This window comes from Pseudomonas sp. LBUM1658, assembly GCF_059716055.1.
Genome location: NZ_CP166798.1, coordinates 6,477,047 through 6,490,352, shown reverse-complemented (window position 1 = coordinate 6,490,352; position 13,306 = coordinate 6,477,047). Strand labels below are relative to the sequence as shown.

12 protein-coding genes are annotated in these 13,306 nt (G+C 60.2%); 11 read left to right on the top strand and 1 reads right to left on the bottom strand.

Annotation, left to right across the window (positions count from 1 at the left end; genetic code table 11):
• Positions 1-118 precede the first annotated feature (118 nt).
• From ACA064_RS29950 to ACA064_RS29940, 3 genes are all read left to right on the top strand, one after another.
• Complete coding sequence (locus tag ACA064_RS29950) at positions 119-901, top strand: sulfite exporter TauE/SafE family protein (RefSeq protein ID WP_150806190.1); 783 nt, start codon at positions 119-121, stop codon at positions 899-901.
• A gap of 83 nt (positions 902-984) precedes the next feature.
• The gene (gene lgt / locus ACA064_RS29945; protein WP_497671320.1) at positions 985-1,797 is read left to right on the top strand and encodes a prolipoprotein diacylglyceryl transferase; all 813 of its coding nucleotides are present in this window, start codon (positions 985-987) and stop codon (positions 1,795-1,797) included.
• A gap of 48 nt (positions 1,798-1,845) precedes the next feature.
• Positions 1,846-2,817 carry a thymidylate synthase gene (locus ACA064_RS29940; protein ID WP_497671319.1) on the top strand — a complete coding sequence of 324 codons (972 nt, stop codon included), beginning with the start codon at positions 1,846-1,848 and terminating at the stop codon, positions 2,815-2,817.
• Positions 2,818-2,982: 165 nt separating this feature from the next.
• On the opposite strand, the gene cadR is transcribed toward ACA064_RS29940, so the two are convergent.
• Complete coding sequence (gene cadR, locus ACA064_RS29935; protein ID WP_497671318.1) at positions 2,983-3,432, bottom strand: Cd(II)/Pb(II)-responsive transcriptional regulator; 450 nt, start codon at positions 3,430-3,432, stop codon at positions 2,983-2,985.
• Positions 3,433-3,517: 85 nt separating this feature from the next.
• Between cadR and ACA064_RS29930 the strand changes: the two genes are divergently transcribed.
• The 8 genes from ACA064_RS29930 (at position 3,518) to ACA064_RS29895 (ending at position 13,286) form a co-directional block, all read left to right on the top strand.
• A complete protein-coding gene (locus ACA064_RS29930; RefSeq protein ID WP_497671317.1) occupies positions 3,518-5,788 on the top strand; it encodes a heavy metal translocating P-type ATPase in 2,271 nt (756 codons plus the stop codon).
• 16 nt (positions 5,789-5,804) lie between these two features.
• Entirely contained in the window at positions 5,805-6,668 is an 864-nt protein-coding gene (locus ACA064_RS29925) for a LysR family transcriptional regulator (RefSeq protein WP_497671316.1), read from the top strand.
• A 273-nt stretch (positions 6,669-6,941) separates the two neighbouring features.
• On the top strand, positions 6,942-8,018 hold the full coding sequence (locus ACA064_RS29920) for a putative 2-aminoethylphosphonate ABC transporter ATP-binding protein (protein ID WP_497671315.1): 1,077 nt from the start codon (positions 6,942-6,944) through the stop codon (positions 8,016-8,018).
• Positions 8,018-9,742 carry a putative 2-aminoethylphosphonate ABC transporter permease subunit gene (locus tag ACA064_RS29915; protein WP_497671314.1) on the top strand — a complete coding sequence of 575 codons (1,725 nt, stop codon included), beginning with the start codon at positions 8,018-8,020 and terminating at the stop codon, positions 9,740-9,742. Before ACA064_RS29920 ends, ACA064_RS29915 begins: the two co-directional genes overlap by 1 nt.
• A 47-nt stretch (positions 9,743-9,789) precedes the next feature.
• The gene (locus ACA064_RS29910) at positions 9,790-10,815 is read left to right on the top strand and encodes a putative 2-aminoethylphosphonate ABC transporter substrate-binding protein (RefSeq protein WP_497671313.1); all 1,026 of its coding nucleotides are present in this window, start codon (positions 9,790-9,792) and stop codon (positions 10,813-10,815) included.
• A gap of 128 nt (positions 10,816-10,943) precedes the next feature.
• Entirely contained in the window at positions 10,944-12,080 is a 1,137-nt protein-coding gene (locus tag ACA064_RS29905; protein WP_497671312.1) for a TIGR03364 family FAD-dependent oxidoreductase, read from the top strand.
• On the top strand, positions 12,077-12,634 hold the full coding sequence (locus ACA064_RS29900; protein ID WP_497671311.1) for a phosphonate degradation HD-domain oxygenase: 558 nt from the start codon (positions 12,077-12,079) through the stop codon (positions 12,632-12,634). Before ACA064_RS29905 ends, ACA064_RS29900 begins: the two co-directional genes overlap by 4 nt.
• A 121-nt stretch (positions 12,635-12,755) precedes the next feature.
• A complete protein-coding gene (locus tag ACA064_RS29895) occupies positions 12,756-13,286 on the top strand; it encodes a hypothetical protein (protein ID WP_497671310.1) in 531 nt (176 codons plus the stop codon).
• Positions 13,287-13,306: the final 20 nt, after the last annotated feature.

Genomic DNA, 13,306 nt, shown 5'->3' with positions numbered 1-13,306 from the left:
GTTTTTTGCTCACTCTACGCAGTCATCGCCTGTCGATCCATCGCCATCCACAGTGGAGCCCGAGGCCATGCATCCGTTACCATGCCGCTCCTATTTTTGGGATGCATGGGGAACGGCCATGGAATTTCTGCTCTATCTGGCGCTGGGCGCCTGTGCGGGCGTGCTGGCCGGGCTGTTCGGGGTCGGTGGCGGGATCATCATCGTCCCGGTGCTGGTGTTCAGTTTCAAACTGCAGGGCTTCGATCCGTCGATTCTGACTCACCTGGCGGTCGGCACGTCCCTGGCGACGATCATTTTTACTTCGGTGAATGCGATCCGGGAGCATCATCGTCGTGGCGCCGTGCGTTGGCCGATTTTTGCCTGGATGACCCTCGGCATTCTCATCGGTGCCGGTTTCGGTGCGCTGACCGCTGAGGCGATCTCCGGCCCACATTTGCAGAAGATCATTGGCGTATTCGCGCTGATCGTCGCTGTTCAGCTCGCATTGGACTTCAAACCCAAGGCCAGCCGAACGGTGCCAGGCAAAGTCGGTCTGACCGTGGCGGGCAGTGTGATTGGCTGGGCTTCGGCAATTTTCGGGATTGGCGGTGGTTCGCTGACCGTACCGTTCCTGACCTGGCGCAGCGTACCGATGCAACAAGCCGTGGCGACTTCGTCTGCCTGTGGCCTGCCGATTGCCTTGTCCAGTGCATTGTTTTTCATGATTCTGGGCTGGCACGATCCATTGTTGCCGGCCCATAGTCTCGGTTTTGTTTATTTGCCGGCGTTGCTGGGGATCGCCCTGACCAGCATGTTCTTCGCCCGATTTGGCGCACGACTGGCCCACAGTTTGTCGCCGCGCTTGCTCAAAAAACTGTTCGCCGCTTTGCTGTTCTGCGTGGGGCTCAATTTCCTGCTCTGATGCCCGGCACAATCCTGGCTTAATCCTGAGGTGGCATCGTCCCCCGGGAATTTTGAAGGTTTCAACTCTAACGAGGAGTCGCAATGCTGCCTTACCCGCAGATTGACCCGGTGGCCCTGGCCATCGGCCCGCTGAAAATCCACTGGTACGGCCTGATGTACCTGATTGGTATTGGCGGCGCCTGGTGGCTGGCATCGCGCCGGATGAACCGTTTCGACCCGACCTGGACCAAGGAGAAGCTCTCCGACATGGTCTTCTGGATGTCGATGGGGGTCATTCTCGGCGGTCGACTGGGTTATGTGCTGTTCTACGACCTGAGTGCCTATCTGGCCAATCCGACGCTGATCTTCGAAGTGTGGAAAGGTGGCATGTCGTTCCACGGCGGTTTTATCGGGGTCATGCTGGCGGCCTGGTGGTTTGGCAAGCGTAATGGCAAGTCGTTCTTCGAACTGATGGACTTCGTCGCGCCGATGGTGCCGATTGGTCTGGGTGCCGGGCGAATCGGCAACTTCATCAACGCCGAGCTGTGGGGCAAGCCGACTGACGTGCCTTGGGCGATGGTGTTTCCACCGTTCAGCGACCCTTCGCAGCTGGCACGCCATCCTTCGCAGCTCTACCAGTTCGCACTGGAAGGTGTCGCGCTATTCGCGATCCTCTGGCTGTTTTCGCGAAAACCGCGGCCGACCATGGCAGTGTCCGGGATGTTCGCGTTGTTCTACGGAATCTTCCGCTTCATCGTCGAATTCGTTCGGGTACCCGACGCCCAGCTCGGCTATCTGGCGTGGAACTGGCTGACCATGGGTCAGGTGCTGTGCCTGCCGATGGTCATCGGCGGCCTGGCCTTGATCTGGCTGGCGTATCACCGCGCTCCGGCAAGCAAAAGCGCCGCGCTATAAATTCGAATCGCAGGGCCCGGGCCCTGCATTCAAGGACACAGGTAACTCATGAAGCAATATCTCGAACTGGTCGCCCACGTCATCAAGAACGGCACCAAACAGGCCAACCGCACTGGCGTGAACACCATCAGCTTCCCTGGCGCGATGCTGCGCTATGACCTGAAGGAAGGTTTCCCGGCTATCACCACCCGCAAAATGGCCTTCAAATCGGCGATCGGCGAGATGGTCGGATTTCTCCGTGGCGTGAACAACGCCGCCGAATTCCGTGCCCTGGGCTGCAAGGTCTGGGACCAGAACGCCAACGAAAACGCCCAGTGGCTGGCCAACCCGTTTCGCCAGGGCGATGACGATCTGGGTGAGATCTACGGGGTGCAATGGCGTAAATGGCCGGCGTACAAGCAGATCAACACCGGCAATCAGGCAGCGATCGAACTGGCATTGAGCCAAGGCTATCGGCAGATCGCCGAAGGTGAAGAAGAAGGCCAGGCCTACGTGGTGCTTTACAAGGCCATCGACCAGATTCGCCAGTGCCTCGACACCATCATCAAGGACCCGGGCAGCCGCCGGATTCTGTTCCACGGCTGGAACGTCGCTCAGCTCGATGAAATGGCCTTGCCGCCGTGCCACCTGCTGTACCAGTTCCACCCGAATGTCGAAACCAAGGAAATCTCTTTGACGCTCTACATCCGGTCCAACGACCTGGGGTTGGGCACGCCATTCAACCTGACCGAAGGCGCAGCGCTGCTGAGCCTGATCGGCCGCCTGACCGGCTACACGCCGCGCTGGTTCACCTATTTCATCGGTGATGCCCACGTCTACGAAAACCACCTGGACATGCTCAACGAACAGCTCACTCGCGAGCCGTTCCCGATGCCGAAACTGGTGATTTCCGAGCGAGTGCCGGAGTTTGCCAAGACTGGTATCTACCAGCCGGAATGGCTGGAGCAGATCGAGCCGAGCGACTTCTCGCTGGAGGGTTACCAGCACCATGCGCCGATGACCGCGCCGATGGCGGTCTAAGCGTTTGGCATCCCGCCGGCCGCATACACCCGTGATATCGCGGATGTACACAAATCCTGTAGGAGCTGCCGAAGGCTGCGATCTTTTGATCTTCGGCGCTTCTGCAGGCGCCAAAAGATCGCAGCCTACGGCAGCTCCTACAAAAGCGGTCCGCGTACGAGCCTTTTAATGGCCGTGGCTTCTGCCGACATGTGAATGCTCGGCCTCGCTCGCCACAACCCCGCCACTCACCTCCAACCGCTGCAAAATCCCGCACTGATCGATATCCGGCCCTTCGCTGCAGCGTTGACGCAGGTCGAGCAGTTGCTCCTGCAAGGCCATTAAGCCGTCGATCCGCGCCTTGACGTGGTGGATGTGTTCGTCGATCAAGGCGTTGACGTTTTGGCATTGGCCTTGTGGACTGTCGCGCAGGCCCAGCAGGCTGCGGATTTCCTCGAGGGTCATATCCAGGGTGCGGCAGTTGCGGATAAAGGTTAGCCGCTCGCTGTGGGCCTGGGTGTACAAACGGTAATTGCCCTCACTGCGCGCAGGCTCCGGCAGCAGGCCTTCGCGTTCGTAGTAACGGATGGTTTCGACTGGGCAGTCGGTGAGTTTCGCCAGTTCGCCGATCTTCATAACGGCAATCTCCGAATGGGGGCTTGACCCTATAGTGGCTACAGGGTCTTTACTTGGCAACAGGCACCTTTCCGGATGGACCCTCATGAGCGATTCCCTTCACACCCACAAACCCGAGGCGGGGCACGATCACGATCACAGCCAAAAGCTGCAGCCCGTGCAGAAGCACGAGCATGGCAGCCACGGGGATTCCTGCTGTTCATCCAAAGCTGCGCCATCGCGGGTTCTGCTGAGCGAAACCCTGACCGCCGGTGCACGGCTGAGCAGTTTCCGCATCGAAGCCATGGATTGCCCGACCGAGCAGACGCTGATCCAGAACAAGCTCGGCAAGCTTTCGGGTGTGCAGCAACTGCAATTCAACCTGATCAATCGGGTGCTGGAGGTTACTCACGACCTGCCATCCACGGCGCCGATCATCGAGGCGATCAAATCCCTCGGCATGCAGGCCGAGCCGATCGAGCAGGGTACCGATGCCGAGATAACCGTCCCTGCTCCCGTGAAAAAGCCCTGGTGGCCGCTGGCCCTGTCCGGCGTCAGCGCCTTGGCAGCCGAAGTGATCCACTTCACCCACTTGGCGCCGACTTGGGTGGTGGCGTTGGTCGCGCTGGTGTCGATCCTCAGCGGCGGTCTTGGCACTTATAAGAAGGGCTGGATCGCCCTGAAAAACTTCAACCTGAACATCAATGCACTGATGAGCATCGCCGTGACCGGCGCGGTATTGATCGGCCAGTGGCCGGAAGCGGCGATGGTGATGTTCCTGTTCACCGTGGCCGAGTTGATCGAAGCCAAATCCCTTGATCGTGCGCGCAACGCCATCAGCGGTTTGATGCAAATGACCCCGGAACGGGCCACCGTGCGGCAGACTGACGGCAGTTGGCTCGATCAGGAAGTGAAAGGCATCGAGCTGGGGGCATTGGTGCGGGTTCGTCCCGGCGAGCGCATCGCCCTGGACGGCGAAGTGGTGTCCGGCAACTCGACCATCGATCAGGCACCGATTACCGGCGAAAGCCTGCCCATCGAGAAAACCGCGGGCGATAAAATCTTCGCCGGGACCATCAACCAATCCGGCTCCCTGGAATACAAGGTGACCGCCGCAGCCAATAACTCGACCCTGGCGCGGATCATTCACGCCGTCGAACTGGCACAGGGCGCACGGGCACCGACTCAACGTTTCGTCGACACCTTCGCCAAGGTCTACACGCCGGTAGTGTTCATTTTCGCCTTGGGCGTGGCGGTGATTGCGCCGCTGTTCATGGGCGGTGTCTGGTTGGACTGGATCTACCGCGCGCTGGTGCTGCTGGTGGTCGCTTGCCCATGTGCCCTGGTGATTTCCACTCCGGTGACCATTGTCAGTGGTCTCGCGGCGGCGGCGCACAAAGGCATCCTGATCAAGGGTGGGATCTATCTGGAGGGGGGTTATAAGCTCGACTACCTGGCCCTGGACAAGACCGGCACCATTACCCACGGCAAACCGGTGCAGACCGATTATCTATCCCTTGATCCGATCGCCGAGCAGATCGCTCCGGGGATTGCCGCCAGCCTGGCCGGTCGCTCCGATCACCCGGTGTCGCTGGCCATCGCCAATGCGACTGTGGATAAACAGCAGATGCTGCACGCTGTGGATAACTTCGAAGCCTTGGCCGGTCGCGGGGTACGCGGGGAAATCGGCGGTCAGCTCTATCATTTGGGCAACCATCGTCTGGTGGAGGAGCTGGGACTGTGCTCGCCAGCGCTGGAAGAGAAGCTGTTCGCCCTGGAGAAACAGGGCAAGTCGGTGGTGTTGCTACTCGACGCCTCTGGCCCCTTGGCGCTGTTCGCGGTGGCCGACACGGTGAAGGAGTCCAGTCGCGAGGCGATCCGCCAGTTGCACGAACTGGGGATCAAGACCCTGATGTTGACCGGCGACAACGCCCACACCGCTCAGGCGATTGCCGCGCAAGTCGGCATTGATCAGGCCAGAGGTGACCTGCTGCCGACCGACAAACTGCAAGCCATCGAGGCCTTGTATTCCCAGGGCCATCGAGTCGGGATGGTCGGCGATGGCATCAATGACGCCCCGGCTCTGGCCCGCGCCGAGATTGGTTTTGCCATGGCAGCCGCCGGCACCGATACCGCCATCGAGACCGCCGATGTCGCCCTGATGGACGACGATCTGCGCAAGATTCCGGCATTCATCCGGCTGTCGCGGCGGACCTCGAGTATCCTCAAGCAAAATATCGCCCTGGCGCTGGTCATCAAGGCGATCTTTCTTGGGGTAACCTTCGCCGGTCTCGCCACCATGTGGATGGCGGTGTTTGCCGACATGGGCGTGAGCTTGTTGGTGGTGTTCAATGGTTTGCGCCTGTTGCGCAAATAGATGATGAGAGGGTGCAGTGCTGAGTGCCGAGCTGAAGGCTTTTTACATGGTCGCCCGCTTGGGCAGCATTACCCAGGCGGCGAAAAAGCTCGGGCTGAGCCAACCGACGGTGACCACACAGATTCGTCAGCTGGAAAGCCAGTATTCGGTTGAGCTGTTTTATCGCGGCGGTCGCCGTTTGAGTGTCAGCGACGAAGGCGCCCGATTGCTGCCGATGGTCAAGACGCTGTTGCAGCAGGAAGCCGATATCGAGTTTTTCCTGCGCAACAGCGGTCAGGTCCAGGGCACGCTACGCATCGCCGCCACGGCACCGTATTACATCCTCGATCTGGTGAAGACCTTCCGCGAGCGCTTGCCCCAGGTTGAGGTGTCGGTGGAGATCGGCAATTCGCAACAGGTGCTGGAGTCGCTGGAGGAGTACCGGGTCGATATTGCCGCTTCGTCGCAGTTGCTCGAAGACTCGCGGCTGGTTCGCCGGGTGCTGGGCACTGACCCGCTGGTACTGGCGGTGCATCGCAATCATCCGCTGGCGGTGCATGATCACGTACCACTGAGTGCGTTGGCCGGGCATACCTTGTTGATGCGCGAGCAGGGCTCTATCACCCGCCAGTTGACCGAGGACCTGCTCAAACACGCCAACGTCAGCTTTGGCCCATTGCTGGAAATCGGCAGTCGCGAGTCCATTCGTGAAGGTGTGCTGCGTAATATCGGCATCAGCATCATCGCCCGTCACGAAGTGCCCCATGATCCACAACTGCGGGTGCTGACCTTTGAGGGGGCGCCGCAGATCGCCGAGTATCTGTATTGCCTCAAGGAAAGAAAAGGCGCGCGCCTGCCGGCGGCGTTTCTCGGGTTGGCGCAGGAGGTGGCGGGCTGCTGAATAGGTATATGCGCAGCCCCCCAAAAGATCGCAGCCTTCGGCAGCTCCTACGGGATTGATGTACATCCACAATGACGAGAGCGCCCAGGTCAGGGTAGGAGCTGCCGAAGGTTCGGGCCGCGTTCGGACGATCTTTAACGATCTGAGTTGCGCTGAAGAACTCCAGCCAACCCAAATCCACCAATACCACTATCGGTAACTTTTGCCTCGTTGCCACATGACCTACGCAATTGATCCCTAGGATGAGCCTCATCTGCTTGATGAGGTCTGTCCATGAACCACTCGATCGCAACTGCCCTGACCAACCCCGGTGCGCCCATGAGGGTGCGCGGTGTGCAGAAACGCTTCGGCGCTTTCACTGCGCTGGATAACGTTTCCCTGGACGTCGCTGCTGGCGAGCTAGTGTGCCTGCTCGGGCCGTCCGGCTGTGGCAAGACCACCTTGCTGCGCTGCATCGCCGGCCTGGAGCGTCAGGACAGCGGCGAGTTGTACCTGGGTGATCGGGATGTCTCGCACCTGGCGCCACAGGCGCGGGACTACGGCATTCTGTTCCAGTCCTACGCGCTGTTCCCCAATCTCACCGTCGAAGCCAACATTGCCTACGGCCTCGCCGGCAGTGGCCGCGACGAAGTGCGTAAGCGCGTCGCACAAATGCTTGAGTTGGTAGGGCTGATCGGCAGCGAGAAAAAATACCCCGGCCAATTGTCCGGCGGCCAACAGCAGCGCGTAGCCCTGGCTCGGGCCTTGGCCCCGGCGCCGTCGTTGCTGTTGCTCGACGAACCGATGTCAGCCCTCGACGCCCGGGTTCGCGAGCATTTGTGCACCGAGTTGCGTCAGCTGCAGCGCAACCTGGGCATCACCACCCTGATGGTCACCCACAACCAGGACGAGGCGATGCTGATGGCCGACCGGATTGCCGTGATGAACAACGGCAAGGTCGAGCAATACGCCACGCCCCGGGAAATCTACGACAGACCGGCAACGCCGTTCGTGGCCGAGTTCGTCGGCCAGGGCAACTGGCTGCCGTTCCAGCGCAACAGCGACAGTCACGCTCAGGTCGGTGGGATGAATGTGCGTTTGGCTGATGACTCTGGCCGGGCAGCCTCCGGGCGTTTGTTCTGCCGTCCGGAAGCCATCAACGTCAACCCGCCGATGCATGAAGAAAACCTGTTCCCGGCGCGGGTTCGCGAGATCACCTTCCTCGGCAACCGCTGCCGCATGAGCTTCGAACTCAACCAGCTGCCAGGTCATTCGCTGCTCGCCGAACTGGCACCAGAAGCCATGCCGCGGCTCGGCGCCCAGGACATCATGGTCGCCTTGCCGCCGCGCAGCCTGCAGGTGTTTGCCTGATGAGCGCGCAGATCGCCCTGCCGATTCCACGCAAGCAGGTTCGGCAGACCTCCCGCGCCGAAATCGGTGACCGGGTGTTCGTGGTCGGCGGCAAGGTCTTGCTACTGTGTCTGCTCAGCGTCGCGGTGTTGATGCCGCTGCTGGCGATCTTCTGGCGCGGCTTCAGTGCCGAAGCCGGGCAGGGCGGCGGTCTGGTGGCCGCTCGCGATCTGCTGAACAGCGCCAATTTCCACTGGTTGCTGGGCAACAGTCTGAAAGTTTCTCTTAGCGTCGCCGCCATCGTCGTACCGCTGGCTTACCTGTTTGCCTACGCTTTGCAGCGCACGCTGATTCCCGGCAAAGGCATCTGGCGCGGTATGTCGCTGCTGCCATTGATGGCGCCGTCGATGTTGCCGGGGATCGCCCTGGTTTATCTGTTCGGCAACCAGGGCATGCTTCGCGGTCTGCTGTCGGAAAATATCTATGGCTTCTGGGGCATAGTCCTTGGCGAGGCGATTTACACCTTTCCCCATGCCTTGATGATCCTGCTTTCGGCTTTGTCCCTGGCCGATGCGCGTTTGTTCGACGCCGCGTCGAGCATGGGCGCAAGCCCGGCCAAGGCCTTTCGCAGCATCACCTGGCCGGCGACCCGCCAGGCCGTTTTCGCCGCGTTCTGTCTGGTGTTCACCCTGACCATCACCGACTTCGGCGTACCCGTGGTGGTTGGCGGCGACTATCAGGTCCTGGCGCTGGAAGCCTACAAGGCGGTGGTCGGGCAGCAGCAATTCGGTCGCGGTGCGCTGATCGGCATGGTGTTGCTGCTGCCGGCACTGTTCAGCTTCGGCGTCGACGCCTGGTTGCGGCGTCGTCATGGCGACTCCATGAGCGGTCGGGCCCAGGTTTTTCAACCAGCACCGTCGCGGCTGCGTGATGGCTGCTACCTGGTCATCGTGTTGCTGATCTGTGCGGTGCTGTTGCTGGTGTTCGGCATGGCGGTGTACTCGTCGCTGGTCAAATTCTGGCCGTACAACCTGTCGCTGTCGCTCAATCACTATCAGTTCAACGACACCGCGGGCGGCGGTTGGCTGGCCTATGGCAACAGCGTGAAGATGGCCTTGTGCACGGCATTGATCGGCAGCGTAGTGATCTTTACCGGCGCCTATCTGATGGAGAAAACCAACGGCCAGCGCGGCTTGAACCTGGCCTTGCGCATGCTCAGCTTTGTGCCGATGGCGGTCCCGGGTTTGGTGCTCGGTCTGGGCTACGTGTTTTTCTTCAACCTCAACGACAACCCGCTGCATGTGTTCTACGGGACCATGACCCTGCTGGTGGTCTGCACCATTGCGCACTATTTGACCACTGCGCAAATGACCGCCACCACCGCGCTGCGCCAGCTCGATGCCGAGTTCGAAGCCGCCGCGCTATCGCTGAAGGCGCCGCTGTACCGCCACTACCTGCGGGTCACCGTGCCGATCTGCCTGCCGGCGCTGCTGGATATCGTCCGCTACCTGTTCGTCTCGGCGATGACCACGGTTTCGGCCGCGATCTTTCTCTACAGCCCCGACACCATCCTCGCAGCGGTGGCGGTGCTGAATATGGATGACGCTGGCAACGTCGGCGGCGCGGCGGCCATGTCGACCCTGATTCTGTTCACCTCGGCCGGCGTCTCGCTGCTGCTGGCCTGGGCTTCGCGCGGGTTGCTGCGTCGTTCCCAGGCCTGGCGGCAGACCGCGCCCGGCAACTGATCTGCTGCACCCCTCACTCTGATCCGCACTCACAAAGGAACCGCATCATGTTCAAGCCCCTGGCTCTTGCCGCTGCTGTCCTCTCCGCTTTCAGCCTGAATGCCTTTGCGGCGAAAACCGAGCTGACGGTCTATACCGCCCTCGAAGCGGAGCAACTGAAGACCTATAAACAGGCCTTCGAAGCGGCCAATCCGGACGTCGAGATCAAGTGGGTGCGCGATTCCACCGGGATCATCACCGCCAAATTGCTGGCTGAAAAAGCCCGTCCGCAGGCCGACGCGGTCTGGGGCCTGGCGGCGTCGAGCCTGGCGATCCTCGATCAGCAAGGCATGCTGCAAAGCTACGCGCCGAAGGACCTGGGCAAGATTGGTAGCAACTACCGTGATGCTGCCAACCCTCCAGCCTGGGTCGGCATGGACGTCTGGGCCGCGACCATTTGCTTTAACACTGTTGAGGCCGAGAAGCAGGGTCTGAGCAAACCGATGAGCTGGCAGGACCTGACCAAGCCCGAGTACAAAGGCAAGATCGTCATGCCCAACCCGGCGTCGTCCGGTACCGGTTTCCTCGACGTCAGCGCCTGGCTGCAGACCTTCGGCGAGAAGCAGGGCTGGCAGTACATGGACGATCTGCATCAGAACATCGGCCAGTACGTTCACTCCGGTTCCAAGCCGTGCAAGCTGGCGGCAGCGGGTGAATTCCCGATCGGTATCTCCTTCGAATACCCGGCGGTACAGCTCAAGCGCCAGGGCGCGCCGCTGGATATCGTCCTGCCGAAAGAAGGCCTGGGCTGGGAAATCGAAGCCACTGCGGTGATCAAGGGCACGCCACACGAAGACGCAGCGAAGAAACTCGCCGACTTCTCCGCCAGCCCTGCGGCGATGGAGCTGTACAAGGAGAACTTCGCGGTACTCGCGCAGCCCGGCATCGCCAAACCACAGACCGAACTGCCGGCCGACTACGAGCAGCGCCTGATCAAGAACGACTTCGCCTGGGCCTCGAAGAACCGCGACGAGATTCTCAGCGAATGGCGCAAGCGGTATGACGGCAAGTCGGAAAAAGTGGTTGCCAAGTAAGATCTTCGTAGGCTGACAGGGCCTCATCGCGAGCGGGCTCGCTCCCACAAGGGATTTGCGTCGATCACAAATCCAATGTGGGAGCGAGCTTGCTCGCGATAGCGGTCCCGAATTCAGGACTGATATAGATGACACAACACAGCGACATGCTGATCGTCGGCGCGGGCATTCTCGGCCTGTCCCACGCTTACGCCGCGGCCAAACGCGGTCTCAAGGTCAAAGTTTTCGAACGCAGCGAAACGCCCTTGGGCGCTTCGGTACGCAACTTCGGTCAGGCACTGGTCACCGGTCAACCGCCGGGACCGATGCTTGATCTGGCGCGGGCCAGCCGCGATATCTGGGGCCAATGGGCACAACTGGCGGGTCTGCAGCTCAAGCGCAACGGCTCTTACCTGTTTGCCCGCAACGAAGCCGAAGAACACTTGCTCGAAGCGTTCTACGCCGGTCGCGCAGTGGAGCATGGTTATCGCGTCGAACTGCTGCGCGGTGCTGCGTTGCGCGACTTGTACGCTGGCCAGTTCAGTCATCATCGCGCGGCATTGCACGGTCTGGATGATCAGCAACTGTATTCCCGCGAAGCGATACCCAAGCTGATCGAATACTTGCACCGTGAGCTGGACGTGGAGTTTCACTTTTCCACGCTGGTGCGCGACATCGAACCCGGCCAGTTACACAGCACGGCCGGAACCTTTCGGGGGGAGCAGATCATCGTCTGCTCCGGTCACGATTATCAGACCCTGCTGGCCGAGCAGATCGCCGAACTCAACCCGCAGATCTGTCGACTGCAAATGCTCCGCGCCCGACCGCAGCTCAAGCTGAATCTGCAGCACGCATTACTCACCGGTTTGAGCTGCGTGCATTACGGCGCCTTTGCCGATCTGCCGCAAGCCGCAGCGGTGCAAGCGCAAATACTTCGTGAGTCGCCCCATCTGCACGAGCACGGGATTCATTTGTTGATCAGCCCTACGCCTTACGGCGAGCTGATCATCGGTGACTCCCACGATTACGGCGGTGATCCGTCACCGTTCAACGGCGAGCAGGTGGATAACTGGTTAATCGAGCTGGCCGAGCAGACCCTGGGTTGCAAGGTGCAAGTGGTCGAACGCTGGCAGGGCGTTTATGGTTCTCGCGGGCCTGGTCCATTTTCGTTCCTGCGCACGGCGTGGGGGGTGAGCGTGGCACTGATGCACACGGGCGTGGGCATGAGTGTCGGGCCGGCAATGGCTGAGCGAAATATCGCTACTTTGTTGGGGGAGACTGGATGAGTCCTAGTGAACAGATCATTGCCGAGGTTTTCGGCTTGTACGAGCAATTCGGTGACAGCGACTACATCGGTGAACCGGTGTCGCAGCTCGAGCATATGTCCCAGGCTGCGCAGCGGGCACTGGCCGAAGGCTTCGACGATGAAGTGGTGCTGGCGGCGTTCTTTCACGACATCGGGCATCTCTGCGGGCAGGGCGCCGAGAACATGGGCGGGTATGGTGTGGTCAGCCATGAGCGGCTCGGTGCGGACTATTTGCGTCGCGCCGGCTTTAGCGAACGCATGGCGCGGCTGGTGGAGTACCACGTCCAGGCCAAGCGTTATCTGACACTGAAAGAGCCGGGGTACTACGACCGACTCAGCGAAGCCAGCCGCCGGACCCTGGAGTATCAGGGCGGGGTGATGACGGTTGAAGAGGCTGAGGCTTTCGAGCAGGACCCGCTGTGCGCTGTCAGTCTGCGGATGAGGCATTGGGATGAGCAGGCCAAGGACATGTGGGTGCCGCTACTGGACCTTGAAGACTTGAAGAAAAAGGCCCGGCGCTTACTGGTGGCGTGATCCGCTTATTGCCTCTCGTTGATTAGAGAAAGCTCTTACTGCAAAGCAGGAGTTGTCTCGTGGGGCATTCTCGCGGCTGACGATAGTCTTGAAGCACCTTTTGCCTTCAAGAGACACCTACATGCGCTATTTGAAAGTCACCGCCCAGGATCGCAGCGCCAATCATCGGGCGGATACTGTTCTTCTACATTTTTTCGAAGCAATGGAAAATGCCGAAGACAAACTGATCCATAAGGCTTATGCGCTTGATATCACGGCAGACGGCAAGGTTGATTTCCAGGTCGGTGATGTGGATAACGATGGTCTGGAAAACACCAGGGACGAGCGCCTGCTCAAGAAGTTCGCGGACGCCTACTTGCAACTGAACTGGTTCAACAAAGGCGATACCTGGGAGCGCTACCTGAAGATTTTCGTCGAAGACTTTGCCCAGGATGGCTCTCCCGATACCGTACGCCTGCACTTCCACCAGGGTACGGGCAAACCGACGGATGAAACCATCATCTATACCGCCTCTGCGTACGACACCAACAATGACGGGAAACTGGATTCGCTTATCCATTTCGACATGGACAATGATGGTGATATCGATGCCGTGGATCAGCGTCATGTGACATTGTTGAGCAAAGAGTATCTGAAGTTCAAATGGAAATGATCGCTCGGTAACACGCAGAG

What these genes read in the sequence shown, in the direction of transcription:
- ACA064_RS29950 (WP_150806190.1), top strand. Translation starts at nt 119, where the DNA reads ATGGAATTTCTGCTCTATCTGGCGCTGGGCGCCTGTGCGGGCGTGCTG.
- lgt (WP_497671320.1), top strand. Translation starts at nt 985, where the DNA reads ATGCTGCCTTACCCGCAGATTGACCCGGTGGCCCTGGCCATCGGCCCG.
- ACA064_RS29940 (WP_497671319.1), top strand. Translation starts at nt 1,846, where the DNA reads ATGAAGCAATATCTCGAACTGGTCGCCCACGTCATCAAGAACGGCACC.
- cadR (WP_497671318.1), bottom strand. Translation starts at nt 3,432, where the DNA reads ATGAAGATCGGCGAACTGGCGAAACTCACCGACTGCCCAGTCGAAACC.
- ACA064_RS29930 (WP_497671317.1), top strand. Translation starts at nt 3,518, where the DNA reads ATGAGCGATTCCCTTCACACCCACAAACCCGAGGCGGGGCACGATCAC.
- ACA064_RS29920 (WP_497671315.1), top strand. Translation starts at nt 6,942, where the DNA reads ATGAACCACTCGATCGCAACTGCCCTGACCAACCCCGGTGCGCCCATG.
- ACA064_RS29915 (WP_497671314.1), top strand. Translation starts at nt 8,018, where the DNA reads ATGAGCGCGCAGATCGCCCTGCCGATTCCACGCAAGCAGGTTCGGCAG.
- ACA064_RS29910 (WP_497671313.1), top strand. Translation starts at nt 9,790, where the DNA reads ATGTTCAAGCCCCTGGCTCTTGCCGCTGCTGTCCTCTCCGCTTTCAGC.
- ACA064_RS29905 (WP_497671312.1), top strand. Translation starts at nt 10,944, where the DNA reads ATGACACAACACAGCGACATGCTGATCGTCGGCGCGGGCATTCTCGGC.
- ACA064_RS29900 (WP_497671311.1), top strand. Translation starts at nt 12,077, where the DNA reads ATGAGTCCTAGTGAACAGATCATTGCCGAGGTTTTCGGCTTGTACGAG.
- ACA064_RS29895 (WP_497671310.1), top strand. Translation starts at nt 12,756, where the DNA reads ATGCGCTATTTGAAAGTCACCGCCCAGGATCGCAGCGCCAATCATCGG.